General features: G+C 55.3%; 16 protein-coding genes. 1 reads left to right on the forward strand and 15 read right to left on the reverse strand.

Going from position 1 to position 21,446, the window contains the following annotated elements; genetic code table 11:
• Positions 1–2 precede the first annotated feature (2 nt).
• From ONB24_03785 to ONB24_03855, 15 genes are all read right to left on the reverse strand, one after another.
• Positions 3–356: a hypothetical protein gene (locus ONB24_03785; GenBank protein ID MDZ7315224.1), complete on the reverse strand. Its 354-nt coding sequence runs from the start codon at positions 354–356 to the stop codon at positions 3–5.
• Between the two features lies 1 nt (position 357).
• Positions 358–903 carry an HDIG domain-containing protein gene (locus ONB24_03790; GenBank protein ID MDZ7315225.1) on the reverse strand — a complete coding sequence of 182 codons (546 nt, stop codon included), beginning with the start codon at positions 901–903 and terminating at the stop codon, positions 358–360.
• A 221-nt stretch (positions 904–1,124) separates the two neighbouring features.
• Positions 1,125–2,498, reverse strand: a complete 1,374-nt coding sequence (locus ONB24_03795) for a sodium-dependent transporter (GenBank protein ID MDZ7315226.1) — start codon at positions 2,496–2,498, stop codon at positions 1,125–1,127.
• A gap of 34 nt (positions 2,499–2,532) precedes the next feature.
• On the reverse strand, positions 2,533–2,991 hold the full coding sequence (locus ONB24_03800; protein MDZ7315227.1) for a DUF5683 domain-containing protein: 459 nt from the start codon (positions 2,989–2,991) through the stop codon (positions 2,533–2,535).
• Positions 2,992–3,369, reverse strand: a complete 378-nt coding sequence (locus tag ONB24_03805) for a RidA family protein (protein ID MDZ7315228.1) — start codon at positions 3,367–3,369, stop codon at positions 2,992–2,994. It lies immediately after the preceding gene.
• Complete coding sequence (locus ONB24_03810) at positions 3,366–4,673, reverse strand: GAF domain-containing protein (GenBank protein MDZ7315229.1); 1,308 nt, start codon at positions 4,671–4,673, stop codon at positions 3,366–3,368. The genes ONB24_03805 and ONB24_03810 overlap by 4 nt, the downstream gene beginning before the upstream one ends.
• Positions 4,674–4,690: 17 nt before the next feature.
• A complete protein-coding gene (locus tag ONB24_03815) occupies positions 4,691–4,861 on the reverse strand; it encodes a hypothetical protein (GenBank protein MDZ7315230.1) in 171 nt (56 codons plus the stop codon).
• A 21-nt stretch (positions 4,862–4,882) separates the two neighbouring features.
• Entirely contained in the window at positions 4,883–5,527 is a 645-nt protein-coding gene (locus ONB24_03820) for a deoxynucleoside kinase (GenBank protein MDZ7315231.1), read from the reverse strand.
• A 2-nt stretch (positions 5,528–5,529) separates the two neighbouring features.
• Positions 5,530–6,054 carry a 2-amino-4-hydroxy-6-hydroxymethyldihydropteridine diphosphokinase gene (folK, locus tag ONB24_03825; protein ID MDZ7315232.1) on the reverse strand — a complete coding sequence of 175 codons (525 nt, stop codon included), beginning with the start codon at positions 6,052–6,054 and terminating at the stop codon, positions 5,530–5,532.
• Positions 6,051–6,650 (reverse strand): dihydroneopterin aldolase, encoded by a 600-nt coding sequence (folB, locus tag ONB24_03830; protein MDZ7315233.1) that lies wholly within the window; start codon positions 6,648–6,650, stop codon positions 6,051–6,053. Before folB ends, folK begins: the two co-directional genes overlap by 4 nt.
• A complete protein-coding gene (locus tag ONB24_03835) occupies positions 6,651–7,208 on the reverse strand; it encodes a 3'-5' exoribonuclease (GenBank protein MDZ7315234.1) in 558 nt (185 codons plus the stop codon). It abuts the gene before it with no gap.
• A 215-nt stretch (positions 7,209–7,423) separates the two neighbouring features.
• Complete coding sequence (locus tag ONB24_03840) at positions 7,424–9,382, reverse strand: alpha/beta hydrolase-fold protein (GenBank protein ID MDZ7315235.1); 1,959 nt, start codon at positions 9,380–9,382, stop codon at positions 7,424–7,426.
• Positions 9,383–9,424: 42 nt separating this feature from the next.
• A complete protein-coding gene (locus tag ONB24_03845) occupies positions 9,425–10,957 on the reverse strand; it encodes an alpha-N-arabinofuranosidase (protein ID MDZ7315236.1) in 1,533 nt (510 codons plus the stop codon).
• 58 nt (positions 10,958–11,015) lie between these two features.
• Complete coding sequence (locus ONB24_03850) at positions 11,016–12,548, reverse strand: T9SS type A sorting domain-containing protein (GenBank protein ID MDZ7315237.1); 1,533 nt, start codon at positions 12,546–12,548, stop codon at positions 11,016–11,018.
• Positions 12,549–12,592: 44 nt separating this feature from the next.
• Entirely contained in the window at positions 12,593–13,933 is a 1,341-nt protein-coding gene (locus tag ONB24_03855; GenBank protein MDZ7315238.1) for a family 43 glycosylhydrolase, read from the reverse strand.
• A gap of 186 nt (positions 13,934–14,119) precedes the next feature.
• Between ONB24_03855 and ONB24_03860 the strand changes: the two genes are divergently transcribed.
• On the forward strand, positions 14,120–21,400 hold the full coding sequence (locus ONB24_03860; GenBank protein MDZ7315239.1) for an Ig-like domain-containing protein: 7,281 nt from the start codon (positions 14,120–14,122) through the stop codon (positions 21,398–21,400).
• Positions 21,401–21,446 lie beyond the last annotated feature (46 nt).

The raw sequence follows: 21,446 nt of genomic DNA on the forward strand, positions 1-21,446 counted from the left end.
CATCAATGAAAAGGTACATTCAAAAGCAAAGCTGCGAGAGCAATACCCGCCGTATCTGCCGCAAGATCCAGCCATGAAGCATGGCCTTTGCCGGAGCGTTTGTCGTAGATTTCCTTGGCGGCACCGGCTGTAAGGGCGATGCCGATCGAAAATCCGATACTGCGCGGTCTGCTCATGCCGAACTCCTGCATGGCGGCATAGTGTGCCGTCGCACAGATCATGGCGCAGGCGGCAAAATGATGGCCTTTATCGGCGCCAAAGACCGAATCGACAAGGCGGGCGCGCAAGGCCTCTTCGGCATGAGCAGCGGAAAAGACAAGCAGAATAGCCGAAAAAAAGACCCGCCGCGGCCTCATTTCAGAACCCCAATTGATCGGCAATGCGGCGCATGCCGTTTATGGAGAGGGAAATGAACTCGGGCAGCGTCAAGCCGATTTGCTCGCAGGAACGAATCTGATCGCGGTCTGCACCGCGGGCAAAGCTCTTTTCCTTAAAGCGGCGCAGGATAAAGTCGGCATCGACCGAGGCAAGACGCCTTTCCGGGTGCATGAGGACGCCGGCGACGATCAGTCCGGTTACGGGATCGGCGGCATAAAGCGCCTTGGCGGCAAGCGTCTCCCGCGGCGCCATATTGTTATGTCCTTTGATCGCCGTAATGATCTCTTCGGGAAGCTGATACGGTTTGAGGAGCTCTTCCGTGACCAACGTATGCCTCTCCGGTTGATTCATGGTCTCTTCATAGTCGAGATCGTGCAGGAGGCCGATCAACCCCCACTGTTCGACATCTTGTTGGAAATGTTCCGCGAGTTCCCGCATCACTGCCTCGACGGCCAAAACATGCTTGAACAGATTGGCGTTCGAAAATCGCGGACGAACGATCGCTAAAGCTTCCTCGCGAGTCATAACGGTTCCTTTAAGCAGCCATAAGCCAAAACCGGGCGGTCATCCTTGTTATTGAGCCGAGCGCAATTAAATTCTTTTAGATATCCTACATGCCGCATCAGAATCGAAGCCTGCCGAGAATTCGCTCCTTGCTGTTTAAAAGAAATCGACGCTGCTTGTTTTGCGCCCGCGCCGAAAAAGCGGAAAAAAGCTGTTTGGTACCGCCGGAATCGGACAAAGGCTTAAAAGTAATTTTTGCTGAGCAAAATATAGACAAAAATGACCAAAATAGCAATCGGGCAGATAAAGCGGATCAGAAAAGCCCATAGTCGACGATATGGAAAGCTGTTGCCCTCGGCTGTGATTTCTCGGCAGGCGGCGGATACCCCCCATTTGTATCCCACGAAAATCGATACCAGTAAAGCACCGAGCGTCAGCGAATAGTTGCCCATGATGATGTTCATCAAATCGAGGAAGCCGACGCCGAGACCCGGAATTTGGGTGAGTTTTTGGACGACGCCGAAAGACAAGGCGGACGGCAAGCCGAGAAAGAAAGCCAGAAGGGTCATGGCTATGACGGCAGGCCTGCGGCGCCATTTGTGTTCGTCCACCATATATGCCACGGCAACCTCCAAAAGGGAGATGGTGGAGGTAAGAGCAGCAATAGCCAGGAGGAGAAAAAACGCGGCGCCGAATAGTGTGCCGAAAATCATGCGCGGAAAGATCGTCGGCAGAACGATGAACACCAATCCGGCTCCCTGAGCGGGATCGATATTCATGGCAAAAAGAGCGGGAAAAATAAGAAATCCTGCCAGGACTGCAATCAGTGTATCGAACAGACAGACATAGGCGGCAGAGGAAAAAATGTTTTCTTTTTTGTGCAGATAACTGCCGTAGGTAATCATGGCGCCCATGCCGAGGCTGAGGGAAAAGAGAGCCTGTCCAAGCGCCATGACCACGGCGTTGGGCGTCAATTTGGTAAAATCGGGTTTGAGGTAAAAATTGAGACCGGCCCCGGCGCCCTCTAAAGTGAGGGAGCGAATAGTCAGCAGCAACAGGAGAATAAAGAGGAGCGGCATCATCCATCGGACGGTTCTTTCGATGCCGCCGGAAACGCCGCCCATAACCACAATAGCGCTGAGAAAGAGAAACAAGGCAAAGTAACCGACGCCGGCAAAAGGATCGGCTACGAAGCGGTTGAATATGAGTTGTGCTTCGGCGGAATTAAATCCGGCAGAAGAGAAAGCGCCGATGAGGGTCTTGAAAAAGTAGCCGAGCGTCCAACCGGCCACCACCGAATAGTAGGAGAGAATGCCGATGCCCGTAAGGACGCCGAGGAGGCCGATCAGCCGCCACCCTCCTCGCGGCGCCAATGTCCGAAAGGCCCCGACCGGACTATGACGGGTATGTCGTCCGAGAGCAATCTCGGCAATCATGACCGGCACACCGATTGCTGCGACAAACAGAATATAGATCAATACAAACGCCGCGCCGCCGTTCTGGCCGGTCACATATGGAAACCGCCAAATATTTCCCAAGCCGACGGCTGAGCCTGCCGCGGCCAAGATAAATCCCAATTTCGATCCCCAGGAACCTCGCTCTTTCTCTGCCGTCACTCGTTTCTCCTCCATGCAGCCTGATAGCTTTTCTTTACAAACGAATCGACAAAGTGACCTGCCATCGTCGAAAAGACGCCGCCAGGAAGCGCTCCCGATCAGTTGTCGCCTGCACCGACAGTTCCGGTGATTCGTCAAAGTCGGCCAGATGCGCATCTACGTATGCATCGGCGGCGCTGTAAAGGATCGTCGCCGCCAGCAACCAATAGGACAAGTTGCGGCTGTCCGTATAGTAGAATTTCAAATTTTCATCTTCGGTTTGCCTTGCCAATTGATCCATAATCACCGCATTGGCAATGCAGCCGACTTCGGCGCCGATGATCAATACGCCTTTAAACCATTTGCCGTTGTAAAATTGCCCCCAACCGGGAAGAATTAAGGAGCGTATGAGAGCGCCGCGGGGACTTTTCGTACTGTCCGGTCGTTCGGCGCTCAAAGCCCACGCGCTGCCCACTGCCAGGCAAAACAGAAAAACCGCCGCCGATCGTTTCATTCAGGAAATGACCGCCGTTGCTTCGATTTCGATCAACGCCCCTTTGGGCAGACGGGCGACTTGGACCGTGCTGCGCGCCGGCCGCGCTTCGCCGAACCACTCGGCATAGACCGCATTCATCGCGGCAAAATCATCCATGTTTTGCAAAAAAACCGTCGTTTTGACGACGTTTTGCCGGCTTGCCCCCGCTGCCGCCAGAATTTCCCCCAAATTGCGCAGCGCCTGTTTGGTCTGCGCTTCGATTCCGGCCACGAGCTCGCCGGTTTTCGGATCGAGCCCCAACTGTCCTGATACAAAAATAATAGTCCCAGCCGCGGCAACCGCTTGGCTGTATGGGCCGATGGCCGCCGGTGCTTCGGCTGTTTCGATTCGCTTCATAACTGTTCCCTGAGATAACGTCGAGAATAATAAAAGTCAAACGTGTTTACGAGCAGCTGCCCCTCTGCATCGGTTGATTCGACGGTTGCCTGCAAGAGATCACGAAGGCTGTAACGGGACAGCAGACGAAGATCCTCTTCGGCTGGGGCAAAGAAACCGTTTTCCATAATGCGCAGCAGCCGATCTAATGTGACCGTTTTGAGCGCCCCGACAAACTGCGGGTCGAACTCTTTACCGGCTCCGTCATCGATGATGCGCATCACTTCCACTATCGGAAGACGGTCGCGATAATGGCGCACGGAAGTGAGGGCATCGAACACGTCACAGACCGCCAGGATGCGCGAAAGCTTGGGAATCTCTTCGCCCTTTAAGCCTTCGGGATAGCCGGAACCGTCGAGTTTTTCGTGATGCGCCGAGGCGATATGCGGTACTTCGCGCAAATGCCGCGTAAAGTTGATCTTTTCCAAAATCGAACGGGTAAAGAGAGGATGGCGCTGAATGTGAAGAAACTCTTCTCTGGTCAGAGTGGTCTTTTTGGTCAACACCGCTTCGCGGACGGCGATTTTGCCGTAATCGTGCAGCAAAGCAGCGGTGCGCAGGATCTCCCGTTCACGCTCATCCAGGGCCACAATAAGGGCAATTTCATCTGCATAGAGGGCGATGCGGCGCGAGTGACCCGCAGTCATAGGATCGCGCGCGTCGATCGTTCCGGCAAGCGTCTCGATAAAGCTGTCAAAGCTCTTTTTCTGCTCCTCATAGAGCTGCGCGTTTTCGATCTGCGAAGCGGCAATGACACCGATCGCTTCCAGCAGCTCGACGTCGTCATCGGTAAACGGTCCGCCCGCCTTGTTTAGCGCCTGAAAGACACCGATGATTTCGCCGCGGCTGTTGCGCAGCGGCGTGGTCAACACGCTGCGGGTGACGAAACCGGTTTGCCTGTCGATTTCGGGGTTAAAGCGCGGATCCTGATAGGCATCGGGGATATTGAGCACCCTGCCGGTGGAAGCGACATAGCCGGCCAACCCGAGATGTTTGGGAAACCGAATCTCCGAAGCGCCGTGCGCCACCTGCGTCGCCAACTCACCCCGCTCTTCATCGATGATAAAGACCGAACAGCGCTCGCAGTCGAGAACCTGCTTGACCTCGTCCATGATGCGTAAAAGCAGACGATCGAGAATCAGCTCGCGGGTAATGTTGCGGGTGACGTCCAATAACAGCTGCAGCCGCTCCTGCTGACGACGATAGATCTCGAGCTGCTCTAAAACAACGGCTTGCTGAGAAGGATTTGAGAGATGCTCTCTCATGGGCAATCGGCGTGCACCTATTTGATCTCTTTGAATTCGACGTCCTCGATCTCATCAGAGTTCACACTTGCTTTGGGCTTATCCGGCTTGCCGTGAATCTCTACCGAGGGCGGTTCCGGCGCCAAAAGGTTTTTGGCCATTCGTCCCAAGAAATAGATGAAAAAAGCAATTAATAATAAACGAATCATTTCCTACTTCCTTTCTTCGCCTCAAAACTGCGTTTCCGCAGGCGAGAAATACTCAATGCCCGAATGCGAGCGCATGATCTGCCGAATGACCTCCTGCAGATGTTGTTCATTATGAACGAAATCGATCATCGTGCTGTTGATGACCAGCAACGGCGCCTCGTTGTAATGAAAGAAAAAGCGGTTGTACGCCTCATTGAGCGAGCGGATGTACTCTTCACTCATGTTGCGCTCGTAGCTGCGGCCTCGTTTGCGGATGTTGGCCATCAGCCGCTCGGGCGACGACTGAAGATAGACGACCAGATCGGGCTTGGGAATGTTGCGCTCCAACAGGGAGGCGACATGGTCATAGAGAATCAACTCCCGATCATCGAGGTTCAAATGCGCAAAGATCCGATCTTTGGCAAACAGGTAATCCGAAACGGTGTACTCGTGAAAGAGATCGTACTGAAAACTTTCCTGCTGCTGGCGATAGCGACTGAGGAGAAAAAACAACTGGGTTTGAAAGGCAAACCGACGGGGATCGCGGTAAAAATCTTCCAGAAAAGGATTTTCTTCCGGCTTTTCCAGGATCAGCTTGGCTCCCAAATGCTCCGCCAACAACTGCGCCAGACTGGTCTTTCCCGCCCCAATGACGCCTTCGATACAGATATATTTTGGTTCCGCCACGCCTATGCCTCTCTGATCAGGTTCAAGAGTCGCTCGGAGTCCAAATAATGTCGTACTTGCGAACGATCCGTTGTCTCTGCCGCCAATTCACGCACGGTTTTGTTAAAGCGCGGGACACAAAAATCGGGCGCTATTTCCAACAGCGGCGTCAACACAAAAGCGCGTTCAGCCAGCCGCGGGTGCGGTATGACCAATCCATCCGCGTGAATCTCGGCTGAACCGTAAAGTAAAAGATCCAGATCAATCGTCCGCGGACCCCATCGTTCGCGCCGTTCTCGTCCGCCCAGCCGTTCGATTTCCAAACAAAGCCGCAAAAGTTGTTGCGGCGTCAGCTCGGTAATAAAACCGGCGACGCCGTTCAAAAAATCCGGCTGATCCGTTACACCCACCGGTTCGGTCTCATAAACGCCGGAGAGGCGATAAAGCTCCAACGCAGGATGTCGAATCAAGAGCTTCAACGCCCCAGCGATGTGATGCAGCCGATCGCCCAGATTAGCGCCGAAGCCGATATAGACCGGTGTCTTCACGCTTTGCTGCGGGTGATTTCGATCTGCGTTCCCTCCGCCAGCCCGCCCAACGGCGCCACCGGTTTGCGGACGCGCACGGTCACCTCCTGCACGTCAAACGATTCCAATATCGCCGAAGCGATTCGCTGGCTCAACGTTTCGATGAGGTAAAACCGCTGCTCCAATACGATGCTTTTGATGAGCCGATAGACGCGACGATAATCGACCGTGTCGCTGAGCATATCCGTTTCCGCCGCCCGGCTGATGTCGACGATCATCTCGACGTCTATCTCAAAGCGTTGGCCGTTCTCAATCTCGTGTTCTTCGAATCCATGATGAGCATGAAAGGTCATGCCCAAAATGGAGAGTTTATCGCGCGCTTTTACTTGTTGCACTTGCTCAGCCCGTTCTGCCTGATCCGCCGTCAATATAAAAAAACCCGCCGCGATTGTCAAGGCGGTTTTCCCCCCTTTAACTCTTGGAAATTTATTGAGAAAAGTCTCCTCAGCCTCAGAAACCTTTGCCGCTGTAGGGAAGCAAATGCGCTGACGGCTGCCGCCAAACAACCGCCGAGAGAAATCTGCAGGCTTGCCGGCGGCCTCGGTTTTCCCGCCCATTCAGACGGCGCCGTTTGCCGCAAGCATATTGCAGAACAGCGCTCCCTGCTCGATAGCATCTTCCAAGGCCACATGAGGATGACGATTCGTATCGAACCAGCAAGGCGGCATGTTTTTCGGTGTGCTTTCGCGATAAGGCGCTTTGAGCATCGCCATGGCGTAGGTCTTAATGTCCAAAGCGGAGTGAGAAAAAGGACTTTCACCGGTAAAACGAATCAAATACCAATAAATAAACATAAAATCGTAAGCGGCCGGATAAGCGACGAATACCGGATGGCCGGGGAGTTGTTTCAGCCATTTTAAATAGTTCTGCATAGCCTCTTCGGGTTTTTGCAGATTTTGCCTGCAGGCAGCCCAAGCTTCAGGATGCTCCGCCCACCATTTCATAGTTTGCGGGTGAGTTATGGCATCCGGCAGCGTTTCCAAATTAGCGTAAAACGTGCCGATCAGGGTTTTGTCCGGAAGATAAGCCGCCGAACCGAAACTGAGCATGGAATAAAGACCCGGAATCGGGCCGTCGGCTTCAATGTCGGTGCTTACATAGATCTCCCCAGCCATGCGTTGCCTCTTTTGATTGCGTTTGCGGCAAACCTCGTTTTATTTTGCCTAAAAGTATGGTAAAGGCTCTTCTCTCATTGTTGCGATTTTCCCGCCGCAAAGTTCTGCCGGCCGATAAACCGCAATGTGTAAAGATAAGGAAATTTATCAACGGAAAGAAGGCTATTGGGATCAGCAGCGGGCTAAAGCTGTAACAGCCCGCTGCTTTGGAGGCGTTATTTGAAAAGCAATGAGGCAAATCGGTACAGCGACCGCCGCCACGTCAACCACTCGTGGGCGGTTCCCGGCGACTCGTAATAGATGTGTTTGACGCCGATACGTTCCAATTCTTTGTGAAAATTGTTGACGGACTGGTACATTCGTTCGGGTTCGTCGGTGCCGATGCTGAGAAAGAGCAGCTTGACCCGTTTGTTAAACGCATCAACATCCTTCCAGACGCCGTTGTACATCTCGGTGATGTCGGCACCAGGCATCAAAAAGCCGGCCCCGCTGAAGCCGCCGATGTAGGCAAAATGATCGAGATTCGTCAAGGTAATCTGAAAGGTCTGAAAACCGCCCATCGACAGTCCGGCCATGGCGCGATGCTCACGATCGGTCAACGTACGGAACTCCCGATCAATCATCGGGATGATCTCTTTCATAAACACGTCGACTAAAGCGGTGTTCTGCATAAACCGCATACCCGAACTCCGCGGCGCACCGGGCGTGTCTGCGTAACCGCGATCCATGACTATGAGCATAGGAACCGCGTCACCCGCAGCGATCAGATTGTCCAGGATGCAGTCGACACGGCCCTGGTTAGGCCAGCCGGTTTCATCCTCGCCGCCGCCGTGCAGGAGATAAAGGACCGGATAACGTCGTTCCAAGTTCTGGTCATAGTCCGGCGGCGTATACACAAAAGCGCGGCGCCATTCGCGTGTAATCTTGGAGTAGTAACGAATCTGACGGATTTGGCCGTGCGGCACATCTTGAGGCAAGGAGTACGCCCCATCCTTTTCCGGGATTTCAATACCGCTTGCCCAGCGACCCATGCCGAAAAAGGTTTGCGAGGCGGGGTCGCAAACCGCCACGCCGTCGATGATAAGCGAATAGTAATGAAACCCTTCGACGATCGGTTCGGTTGTAACTTCCCACACGCCGTCATCGTTTTTCTGCATGTCATACTTTTTCAGCAAATCCACCTGAACGGAGCGGGCTTCCGGCGCTTTAATACGGAACATCACGCGGTTGTCCGGAAGAATGCGCGGAAATTCGGCTCCTCGGATGTTGGTCGAAAGCGGCACTCCTTCCAGAGGCTTTTCCTCTTTCTCCGGTGTGGTGAAGCGAGAAAAAACAGTCGGATCCACCGGCTTGAAAAGGAATTGCGAAAACATATAGAGGCCGTTTTTCCACACTTTAAAGTCATGGCCGCCCGGCTCGATATAATAAATGTGCGGCACGTTTTTAGCCTTCAAATAAGCATGAACGTTTCGGCTGATCGAGATCAGGTTATCTTCCGAACCGCAGGAAATCCACAGCAGCTTGAGTTTCTTTGTCGCCGCTTCCGGATTAGGCACCAGCTCTTCTGGGGCCTTGGTGTTGGGGGCAGCGGAAAAGGCGCCGACCCAAGCGAAGGTATCTAAATTACCCAAGCCGAAATTCAACGACTGCCCTCCGCCCATCGAAAGACCGGCAATGGCGCGGCTTTCGCGATTTTTGATGACCGGGTAGTTCTTTTCGATAAAAGGAATCAAATCGTTGAGCAGATCTTTTTCGAACGTCGCAAAAGCCTGCACCTTTTCCGGCGCCATAATGTTGCCGCCTGCGCGGTCATCCTTCATGGCGCGACCATTGGGCATGACGACGATCATCGGCACAATTTTCTTTTCGGCGGACAGATTGTCGAGAATCTCCTGGGGCTTGCCGTTCAGCCATTCCTTTTCATCGCCGCCGATGCCGTGCAATAGATAAAGCACAGGATACTTGGCGTTCTTGGAAAATCCGGGCGGCGTATAAACAAGCGCTCGGCGCGTTGTGCCCACGGTTTTGGATGGATAGCGGATCGTATCGATCCTGCCGTGAGCAATTTCCGGACGAAACACATCGAATCCTTCCGGTGCATGCGGCAGGATTTCCTGGGCAAAACCGATCAGGCTGCCCAAGCCGAAGATTAAGAAAAAAGCAAGTCCCTTCATTCTACCTCCTTTTTCGGTCTTGTCACATTATCGCCGCGGCCGTCAAGCTTTGACCTTGAGAGGAACCTGAATTTGCGTAAAAGAATGAGCCGGAAAAGTAAAGGAGAGAGTCTTTCCTTTGCTTTCAACCGGCTGTACAAGCGGCAGATAATCCTTTTGTTTGTCGAAGCTAAAGGGTTCTTCAAGCGATTTAGCGGTGACCACATAGGCGGATGCTTTGCCGTCAAAAGCGGCGGAAACGCTGGTCAGCTCCGCCGTAATCGATTTTTCCTTATGTCGGTTGACGACATTAATGCAAAGAATCCTGCTTTCTTCAGAATACGTCGCGGTGACGTCCAGGTAAGGGATTCCTTTATACTTTTCCGTGTCAAACCTCTCGCAACGAACAAAAGCATCGACCGAGACGCCGCGGCAGTTGTTGGAATAGAGCTTGAACAGGTAGAACAAAGGCGTTTTAAAAGTGCCTTTTTCGCGGTCGGAGCTCAGCAGCGAAGTGAGCATCGTAAAATTGGCCATTTTGACGACGTCGGCATGGCGCAGAAAAGAGTTCAGGCATTGGGCGATCGGCAAGACCGACAGAAAATTTCGGCTCATAATACCCCACTCGTCGAAGGAAATGTAAATGGGGCGGGTAAAACCCTTCATGGCTTTAACGGTCTCGATGGTGGCGGCCGGTATGCGGATCTTTTCTTCGAAATCCATGGCGCTCGCGCCCATATAGGTATAATAATCGGGCGAATTCTCCCAGTAGCGATGAATGGAAATATAGTCGATCACGTCGCCGAGTCCTTCCAGCACCTTGCGGTTCCATTCCACCCATTGGCCGGTGCTTTCATAATAGGAGGAGCCTGAGGCGATCAGTTTGATCGATTTGTCGACCGAGCGCATAGCTTTGGCGGCTTCGCGGGCTAGTTTGACGTAATCGTCGGCGTTTTTGTGGCCCAGCTCCCAGGGAGCGCCGTCCACCTCGTTGCCGAGATCCCAATAGCGAATGTTGTATGGTTCCGGATGGCCGTAGCGGATGCGCAGGTCAGAGTAATAGGTTCCCTTGGGATAATTGCAGTATTCCACCCAGGCGCACGCATCGCGTATGTCGGCAAGGCCCAAGTTGACACAAACGACGTTTTCGCTGCCTATTGCCCGATTGAGGGCAACCCATTCATCCGTTCCCACCTGATTGGTCTCGCGGCCGCCCCAGGCCAGGTTGATGCGCACCGGCCGCTGCTCTTTCGGACCGATGCCGTCACGCCAATCATAACCCATTACAAAATTGCCTCCCGGCCAGCGCATGTTGGTAATCTTGAGTTCCTTCATGGCCTCGATATAATCGCGGCGGAACCCTTTTTCATCGGCAAGCGGCGAAGCCGGATCATACAAACTGCCGTACAGCGTGCTGAAAAAGGTTGTGTCGGGCAGGCCCATTCTTCTGCCGCTGAAATTGATGGGCTCCATAAAGACGCCGTAAATTTTTGGGTCGATTTCGCCGACGATTCTTTCGACATCGATTTTAATCGTCGCATTTTGCGCCGAAGAGATTATCGGCAGCAGGATCAACAAAACAAACCATCTCTTCATAGGCATGCTCCTAATTATGACCGAAAACAAAGCTTCGAATGAAAGCCAATTGATCTTGTTATCTTGCCAGCACCATCCTGCCTAGTGCAGAGAAATTACCGGCCGTTAATCGATACAAATAGATGCCGCTCGGCAGGCAGGCCGCCTCGAAGGGTATCGTGTGTTCCCCTGCTTCGTATATTCCGCAGCTGATCTTTTGCAAAACTTCTCCCCTCAGATTGTAGATTGTCAAAGCAACGTCCGATCTGCGGGGAATACGAAAACGTATGGCGGTCTCAGCATTGAATGGATTGGGATAATTCGGCAGCAGTTGAAAATCCCGCATAGTCTTTGTCGAGCGCACTCCCAAAGAAATCGTACCATCGGAAACCAGCGTCATAATGCTTCGGGCGGCCAATTCGATTTTAAGCGTATCGGAGGAAAGAGAGATTTCCTGTTTCCGCTCGCAGTTTGCATTCTCCGAAGTTATGTATGGGATAAGGCGTTCGATTCGGCCGTCGCGAAAGATAAAGGTCTGAGATTTGGCAAATGCCGACGTATTGACGGCGACCAGCACAACGCGCGTAAAAGCACTGTCGATATACGCCGAAGTGTAAACGCTGTTCTGCGGCCGAGGCGTGCACTCCAATCGACGGTAACCGGGGCGAATGAAGCGGGAAAAATGCGACATCACATAGCCGCGCTTGGTCATTTCGCCTTTTTTGCCGCTGTCCATGGTGCCGTCGCTGATGGGGCCGTAGTAGCGGACGATGTACCACCAGACATAGGCGTTCATATCGGCGCACATAACCTCGTGCATCTCTTTGCCGACCTCTAAAGCCAGGGGCCAAAGATTGCCCGAATTTTGGCTGTCGGTATAATGCTCGGTCATCCAGACTTCCTTGCCTTTGCTTTTAGCCAGGGGATAAGGCGCAAGGCCGGCACCGTAGATATGACCGCCGATGATGTCGACATTTTCGCAGGCAATCGGATCGTTCAGGATGGGGTCGGACAGGGCGCGTCGAAACTGAAAGGACTCGGGGGCGATCACGCGCGTAATAAGCAAAGAGGCATAGTCGCGCACAAATGCGAGCAACTCGGAGGCCGACCATTGCGTCCAGCCGCCGTCGTAATCGGGCTCGTTCTGCACCGAAACCGCATAGATCGGCACCCCTCTCGACTCCATAAAGGTGACGAATTCGTTCAGATGCTCCGCATAATCCTCGTAATGTTCAGGCTTGACTTTTTTTACGCCGTTGACGGTCTGCAGCATCGAGGCAGGAGCATTCCACGGGGAGGCAAAAATCAAAACCCCCATCTCGTGAGCTTTTTGGGCCGTACGAACGTTGAGGCTCCAGTTGTTCTTGTCCGGATCAATCATCAACCGGAGCATCGACAGACCCAACTGGCCTTCTTCAATGCCGAAGGCGGTACGAATTTCGCTGTCGGTCATGTCGGGCCGCCAAGGCAGGATATTGGCGCCGCCGAAGCCGCGAATTCTTTGATGGGTGCTGTCCAGATCGACGATTGCCTCATTTTTTGCCGCTGCCGGCAAAATCCCGCAAAAGTACACCGTCAACAGAACGGACAACACACGCGTTGCAAGGTTCAAAGTCCTTTCCCTTCCCACATTAATCTACAAATAGGCGGGCCGCCTCACTGGAAGCGAATCCAATCGACCTCTATCGGTTCTGTAGTCCGAGATCGTACGACCAAGTGATAGGTGCCCGGCACCTGCTTTTTCAAGCGGGCCTCGACCAACTGCCATTCTGGTCCGGCAGGAATCTTGACCTCGGCAACGGGCCGGTCGGCATGAGGATGCAGATATACGGCAAGTCTGCCGCCTTTCGGTGCATTGGCTTTTACCTGGACACGTCGGTATTTTTTGTTGAACTCGACGCTGTTGTACTGAACCCATTCATCCGCTTTTCCGAAGCAGGTCTTCCATCCGGCGAACGTATTGAGCGTATCGAGAAAGGCTATCGAAACGCCGTCGCTTTTGCTGCTGTAGCGGTCAATCTGAATTTCGTTTGCAGCCTTTGTTATCCCGACGCCGCGCAGGGTCGGAATCACTTTGCGAATGGTACCGTCTTCATTGAAGAACAAGCTGTCGATGCGGGCTGATCGGCATTTGTCAAAGTGCGGTGAATAGTCGTTGTGATGATAAAAAAGATACCATTGACCGTTGAATTCCACGATGGAATGGTGATTCGTCCAGCAGCCGGTCGGCGATTCATCCATGATGACGCCGGTAACTCGGAAGGGTCCCATCGGATTGTCGCCCATGGCGTATTCGAGGCGTTCTGTTTTGTTCTCTACATGCGGATAAGTCATGTAATAAATGCCGTTACGTTCGAAAACGAACGGCCCCTCCTTCAGACCTTTTTGAGGCAAGTCTGCAACCACCTGCGGCTCCGACGCCAAATGCAGCATATCATCGGTCAGCTTGGCGACAAAGATGTTCCCCGCCGACCAATAGAGATAGGCCTGTCCATCCTTATCGATGAGCACATTCGGGTCGATTCCGAACACGCCTTTGAGCGGTTCCGGCTGCGGCACGAACGGTCCTGCGGGGCTGTCCGCCACCGCCACACCGATGCCGAAACCGCGACCGAACTCGCTCTTTCTGGTTGCCGGAAAGTAGAAATAGTACTTGCCGTTGCGCTCGACACAGTCCGGCGCCCACATGCTGTAAGAATTCGCATCCACCCAGTTCACCTTGTCCTGACTGACAATGACGCCGTGATCCGTCCAATCGACCAAATCGGGAGAGGAAAAGACATGGTAATCTTCCATGCAGAACCAACCGACGCGGCCTTTGCCCTCCTGAGCAAGGATGTCGTGCGAGGGATAAAGATAAACTTTACCGTTAAAAACCCTCGCCGTCGGATCCGCTGTGAATTGGTCACGAATGATCGGATTCTGCCCCAAGAGCAAAGAGGCGGCTGAAAGAACCGTTACGAGAGCACTGTAAAAAGAAGAAAAACCCTTTTTCATACACGTTTCTCCAAGTTTTTAGACAAAAGACGAATGAGCGGCCCGAATGTTCAATGATTTGCTTACGAAATGTATTTTCTCACCCTGACAGCGCAATACTGCGCGAGCAGCCGGGCAGCTTCCGCAACTTTCGGCAATTTTGGTACCCTTTAAAGTGCTATAATTTCTGTCCCTCGGGAGTTGACGTTGGTCGGACGCTGCTTTTTCCGGTTATTAATTTTATTTCCGCTTTTTCGTCTCTTCAGCACGGACATTGAGCAGTCCTTTGTTCTGCAGGACCCTCCGCCGCGGCCTGAAGCAGTAGAATACGAACTCCTGCCCGCAGCGGATGAGTCGATCCGCGCCGTTGACGGCGATCGGGTCGAATGGATCCGCCGACTGCCGGGCCGCAGCCTTGTCGGACACGTGGATCTGCAGCTGCAAAAGGAGGTCTCGATACCGGCGGATTCGGTGCGGGCACTCATCCGCCTTGTCGATGTTTCGGGAGACACCCTGACAGTTTTCTCGGGCCGATTCGATCGCGACGGTCGGCTGGAAGCCGCTTTCAACGGTGTCTATACATCTTCCGTCGTTGTTACTTTGAGCGGTGCAGCCGGCCCCCCTTCTGCCGACATGCAGATCTCCGGCATCGTTCTCGGAGCGAGTACGCGCATCATGCTCATCGGCGACTCTATCACAGCGGGCAAGTTTGCCGACGACATGATCGGCTTTCGTAAGGTCATACACGACAAGCTTCGCGCCGCGGGCTTGGCGTTCGATTTGGTCGGCGGCTACGGCGATCCGCCTTACGAAGGCCATTTTCAAGGGAGCATGAAGATCAACGACTTTTATCCCGCCAACCTGACGCCCGGCGCCCGCGGCCGCATGGACGTCACAGCCGCCATGAACAACTTTCGCCCAAACATCGCCGTGCTGCATGTCGGCACCAACGATCTGGCCTCGGAAGATGGGACGCCGGTCGCTCCCTATGCGAACGGCAGCGGCTTTACCGCCACTCAGACCGGCGAATTGGGCACTCTCATCCGCTATCTTTTGCGCTGGAATGACGGCACCGCCGGCAGAGACCTGACCGCCGTTGTCGTCTGCCTTATCATCCCGATCAAGTACGAAGATAGTCTTTGTGTCGCCTTTAACCTGGAAGCTGCGCGCCTGGTCAACGATTTTCGTAACGGCCGCATTACCGGCAAGCCGGAACCGGTCTATTTGTGCGATGTTTTCAGCCGCTTTCGCGAGTGGCCGGACCTGGTTGAAAACGGCTACAAAGCGCTCATGTACGACAAGCTGCACCCCAATACGGCCGGTCACAATCTAATCGGCGAGACGCTGTTCGAGACACTGGCGCCGCTTTTGGGTGCTCCGCAAAAATGGTTTGCCGATGTAACCGCCTACGCCGGTATGTTGGGCGCCGACCATCTGTTCGAACATCAGGGCGTCGCCGTTGCGGACATCGACGGCGACGGCCGCGAAGACGCTCTCATTACCCGCACCAACGCTTCGGCATCCGACCGTTTCACCTTTCTTTTCAACAATACGGGATCGCTGTCCTTTGCAGAAGAATCGGGTTACGGAGGCCTCGAGGGCAGGTATCCGGCTCGGGGGGCGGTCTTTTTTGACATGGACAATGACGGCGACCTGGATTTGTTTTTGGGCGTTTCAGGCGGCCGAAATCGACTGTATATGAATTCCGGCGGCTCTTTTCGCGACATCACGACAGCAGGCGGAATCGCCGATCTGCCGCGCGTGACCACCGGCGTCGCCGCCTTTGACGCCGATAACGACGGCGACCTTGACCTCTATGCCGTGAATTCGCGGGAAAAGAATGAGCTCTACATCAATCAAAACGGCCGGTTTTCATTGCAGAATCGCGGGGCCGAGGATGTCACGGAACCGAACATCCCGAGCCTCAGCCTGGCGGCCGCCGACGTCGATGCGGATGACGACATCGACCTCTATGTCGTCAAGCGCGGCGCCGCGAACAAGCTGTTCCTCAACGACGGCAGCGGCTGGTTCCAGGAAGCGGCCGCTGCCGCCGGCATCGATCTGGTCTCGTCCTCCAACTCGGCTGTCTTTGCCGATCTGGACAACGACGGCGACCTCGATCTGCTGATCGGGGTGACGGCTTCTGCAACGGATCCTTCGCCGAACGTTGCCGTCTTTGAGAATGTCGGCGGTATCTTTTCCCGCCGCAACCTCAATCTGCCGATGGACGGCTATTCGATTTTAGCGGAAGATTTCGATAATGACGGCGATCTCGACCTCCTGGTGACGCAGGAGGAAAGTCGCGCCGCTCTGTATCGCAACGACGGCAATTGGCGCTTTACGCTCCTCACCGGCACCGGCGCAGAAATTCATGCCGGCGACGTGCGCGGTGCTGCCGCTGTCGATGCGGATGCCGACGGCGACCTCGATCTATTGGCAGCCCGCGCCGACATGTTCAATATTTTCCTGCGCAATCAGCTGAACATCGGCAACCATTTTCTCCGCGTATTAGCACGCGGTCCGGCCGGAAACGCCGTGGGGTTCGGCACCAAGCTTTGGCTTTTCGAAGCCGGTCGATTGGGTGACCGGAATGCCCTGCTGGGCTTTCAAGAGGTGCAGTCGATCGCCGGCCACATTTCGCAGCCGTCGTCAATCCGCCATTTTGGCCTTAAAGACAGAACGGCCTGCGATCTGCTGGCTCGCTTCAGCGACGGTTCCTATGCCGCTTTTGCGCGCGTTTCAGCGGATCAGACGCTTGTCATCGCCCCGCCGGAATCCTCGGCGAATCCCGAACCGGCGCAGCTTTCGCTTGTCGGCGGCGACGGCCAGCGCGGCACGGTCGGCGAAAGATTGAGCCTGCCGCTTGCCGTTAAAGTGACCGACCGATCCGGCAGGCCGGTCAGCGGCAGCGCCGTCACCTTTCGCGTCGTGGAAGGCGACGCGGAACTGCTGACACTTTCCCCTCCGAGCGGCCGCATTGCCCTGCCGCCGGAGACCGGACAACTCACCTCAAATGCCGTGCGCTCCGCCGGGACGGATTGCGCCGACGGAAGCTTTGTGTTGATTCCGCCGCATCGCCGCGGACCGGCGGCTGTTCTCCTAGAAAAGGCTGTTCAAAGCAACGAGTATACTCTTTGGCTGCGGATGCGTAATCCGGGAGCAACCCAATCCATAAGAATCCGTATAGACGCCGGTACGCCCATCGACATCGCTTGTCCCAATTTGCTCGATTGGAGCTGGTTCTCTCTGCCCGACCGAATCCGCTTGACGTCCGGAGTACATGCCTTTGCAATCGAGTTCGACGGCGCCGTTCAGCTCGATCAACTGCTCCTGTGCGAAAGCGCCGACGATCGGCCGGAAAATAAAGGCGAAATCAGCAATTCACCCGAGCTCACCAACGAGCGGGGGATCGCCGAGCGGCTTGTCAGGTTCGGCACTCGCGCGGGACGAATTGTGGTCACCGCTGAACTGCGCCGGAACGGCGAGCACATTTCCGGCAGCCCCCAAACGTTCACGCTGACCGCTTTGCCCGGACCAGCGGTGTCCATGCGCGAAACGAGCGGCAATCACCAGGCGGGACGATCCGGCGAACGGTTGGCTGAACCGTTTGTCGTCACGGTTTACGACGCCTTCGGCAATCCGGTGCCGGATTTCGCCGTCAATTTTTCCGTCGTCAGCGGCGGCGGCACCCTTACCGAAGGCAGCACTGTTTTGACCAATGCGGAAGGCCGCGCACAAAATTTTTTGCTCTTGGGAGCAGCCGGAACGCAGCAGATTGTCCGCGCCGAAGCGCCGCTGATCGGCTCTCCGGTGCTCTTTTACGCCCGCACCCTGCTGTTTGCCGCTCAACTTCGCCTGCTCTCGGGCGAAGGGCAAACAGCACCCGTGCTGTCGACCCTGCCGCAGCCGATTGTCGTGCAGATTCTCAGCCATGACGGCCAAGCGGTTCCCGATCACCCGATACGTTTTTCAGTAAGCGATGAAGGCGCAGCGATTTCGAACGAGGCTTCTTTCCCTCGCGCCGATACCGCTCTGACGGTATTAAGCGATGAGCAGGGAAAAGCGCGTATTTTTTGGCGATTGGGTAGGCGGGCAGGTGCACAGCGACTGATCGTCAACGCCGGATTCCTTGCCGGCTCACCGGCGATCGTCACTGCAGAAGCTCAGAACGGGCCGCCGGCACTTCTCGTCAAGATCGGCGGCGATCATCAAAGCGGCATCGTCGCCCGCCCCTTGCCTCAGCCGTTGGCCATCCGACTCTTGGATGCAGGCGGCAATCCGCTGCCGGGTCGAATCATCCGCTTTTCCGCGCTCGAAAGCGACGGTTCTTTTGGGGGCAAATCTTTTGCAGCAGTCGCCACCGATTCGCTTGGTACGGCTTCGGCCGTTTACACCCTCGGAAAAACTGCAGGCCGGCGAATTGTCGTCCAGGCCGAGACGTTTGATAAACCGCAACCGGCCGGTTCTCCGGCCGACTTTGAAGCCGCGGCGCAGCCCGATTCCGCCTTTTTTGCCGCCAAGGTCTCCGGTGATCTTCAAACCGCGCCGGTCGGAGAGACGCTGGAACAGCCGCTGGTCGTCAAAATTACCGACCGCTTCGGCAATCCGGTCGCCGGATTTCATCCGTCCTTTGTCGGCGGTGCAGAAGGCGCAGGCTTTACAAGAGCGGACACGGTTTCCAATGAGAACGGCTTGGCGAGCGCCTTTCTGAGATTGGGCTTTCGAGCCGGCACGCAGCAGGCGCGGGTCATTTGTCCCAACTTGACGCCGCCTGAAATCGAGTTTTCTTTCTTTGCAACCGCCGGCGAGCCGCGTGCCCTGTCTTATTTGGCAGGCAACGGTCAAACAGGCTCAGCAGGCAGCATTTTGGCGGATTCATTGCTCGTAAAGGTGACCGACGCCTACGACAACCCGAAATCGGAATGGCCTGTGCATTTTGCGATGCTCAGCAGCGTCGGCAGCCTCGAGGGAGAGAGCGAAAAGACGGTGCTGACCAACAGCAAAGGCATCGCCGGCGTCCGGCTGCAGCTGGGCGAGGCAGTCGGGGATTCGATCTATATCGTTGAAGCGACTAGCCGTTATAACGGCGAGCTTTTGCCGCATCCGGTGCAGTTCTATGCTTCCTGCCGTCGCCTGCCGCCGACCAGGCTCGTCGCCCTTACACCGACAATCGGCCTGCGCGGCGCACCACAGCGTCCCCTGCCGTACTCCATCGTCGTACAGGTCTTGGACTCAGCCGGATCACCCGTCGCCGAAGTGCCGGTCGAATGGAAAGTACTGCAGGGAGGCGGTTCTCTAAACAGCCCGCCATCCGTTTCTGCTGTTTCTTCAACCAACGGCCTTGGTAAAGCTGAAGCGGTTTGGATCTTGGGCCGCATGGGAGAACCGCAGCTTTTATCCGCCGCATGTCTTTACGACGGCCTTCCGCTGTCGGGCTCGCCCATTCTCTTTCGCGCCGAGACGGAAGCGCCGAGACTCGATGCGCTGGCGGCGGTCGGCGACACCCTCATTCGCGCTCGTCCGGCAACCGTCATCAGTCTGCAGGTGAGGACTCTCGACCAGTTCAGGGAGCCGATGGCCGATCAATTGGTCACCTTTTCTGTGTTGAGCGGCGATGCCCGCTGGCGGGAAACCATCGATCCTTCTCTCACTTTACACAGCAGTGCCGAGGGTGTCGTGACGGCGGAGCTAATCACCGGCGTCAAGCCTGCCGTAATCGAAGCAGTTTCTTTCGGCCCGCAGGGACGTCTGCTCGGCAATGCGATCGTTCGCTTTACCGTCGTACCCGCCGGGCCGCGCCTGATCATTGCAGCGGGCGACGGCCAAGCCGCACCGGTCGGAAGTCGGTTGCCGACTCCTCTCACCGTACGGGCAGTGGATGAAAACGAGCAGGGAATCGGCGGAATTGAGGTCACTTTTACCCCGACTGTCGGGGACGGCCGACTGCTCGACGCAGCGCAACAGACCACCGACGCGCAAGGCTATGCAACGGTCGGTTATCAATTGGGATTGAAAAGCGGACTGCATCGAATCCGCGCGGCTTCTGCTTTGGGTGAAGTCGAGTTTTCTGCGCGTGCCGTGGCGGGAGAGGCATCGCAGCTGGTCGTCGTCAAGGGCGACGGCCAAACCGGCGTAGCAGGCCATCCGCTCAACCAAAAGCTCATCGTCCAGGTAAAAGATGCGTTCGACAACGGCGTGCCGAAAGTGACGGTTTACTTTGAGCCGGAGCAGGGTTTCGCCGAGCCGCCGCAGGCTGCTGCAGATTCTCTCGGTTTTGTCGGCTGCGAATGGACGTTGGGATTGGAAGCGGGGGAACAAACACTGACCGCGCGACTGGAGGGAACTGCACAGACCCGTTTTACCGCCGCGGCGTTACCGAACCAAGCGCCGGTTTTGGTGCTGCCGGACAGCATAGTTGTTGATGAAAATCAGCCGATGCGGCTGACCATCGAGGCGCACGATCCCGAAAACGACAGCCTTTCGATCGTCGTCCTCAATCTTCCTGCCGGTGCGCAGTTCGATGTCGCCAAACGCGAGTTTTCTTGGCACCCCAATTATGATCAGGCCGGCAGATATTCGCCTGTTTTTTATGCCGCCGATCACTTGGGCGCGGCAGCGATGCGGGTTCTTCCCATCATCGTTCGCAACGTCAATCGTCCGCCGGTTATCGCCGAAGAGATTTGCCGACCGACGGTGCGGGACCTCGGAGCCGTCCACAAAAACGAGCCGATCGATTTTTACGCCGCAGCAAGGGACCCGGACGGTGATCCGCTGCATTTCATCTGGACGGTCATGGGCAGGCCGACCGCGTTAGGGCAAATGTTTCACTTTGCCCCGCAGACTTTTAATGGCGCAATAGAAGTCAAAGCGTTAGTCTTTGACTTTGAGGACACCGTGAGCACCAGCTGGCGGCTGCATGTGGTTACGAGCGTCGAGGTGAGCGATTTCTCCGCCGCTTACGAACCGTTTGCGGGCGTACGGTTATCGTGGAAAATTCTCCAGAACGGCACCGGCTCCCTCAGCATCGAGCGCCGAGACGGTGAAACGATTCAATTGCTGGGAGCAACGAGCGCCGATTCTATCGGCTATTGTCATTTTCTCGATGGAACCGCAGAAGCCGGTAAAAGTTACCTCTACCGCCTGCTTACGGAAACTGGCTATGGCGAGCCGCTCGAACTCGGGCGTATCGCCGTCTCGGTACCGCTGCCGCGCGAGTTTGCGCTGCTGCCGCTCTTTCCCAATCCTTTCAATGCCTGCGTGCAGCTGCGGCTTACGCTGCCGCAGGATTCCTTTGTTCGTCTTGCTGTCTATGATCTGCTCGGCCGGCGCGTGCGGCAATTAATCGATTGCAGGCTCAAGGCAGGCTGCCATACGTTTATGTGGGATGGAAAAAACGAAATCGGTTTGTCCTGCGCTTCCGGAAACTATCTGATCCGCGCCGAATCGACGGCGGGCAAGACCGTGCAAAAGGCAACCCTGCTCAAATAACCCTGAAAAATGTCGTGAGAATAGTCGGACGGAGCTTTTTGCAGGC

It is taken from the genome of candidate division KSB1 bacterium (assembly GCA_034505495.1).
In the GTDB taxonomy this organism is placed as follows: domain Bacteria; phylum Zhuqueibacterota; class Zhuqueibacteria; order Residuimicrobiales; family Krinioviventaceae; genus Fontimicrobium_A.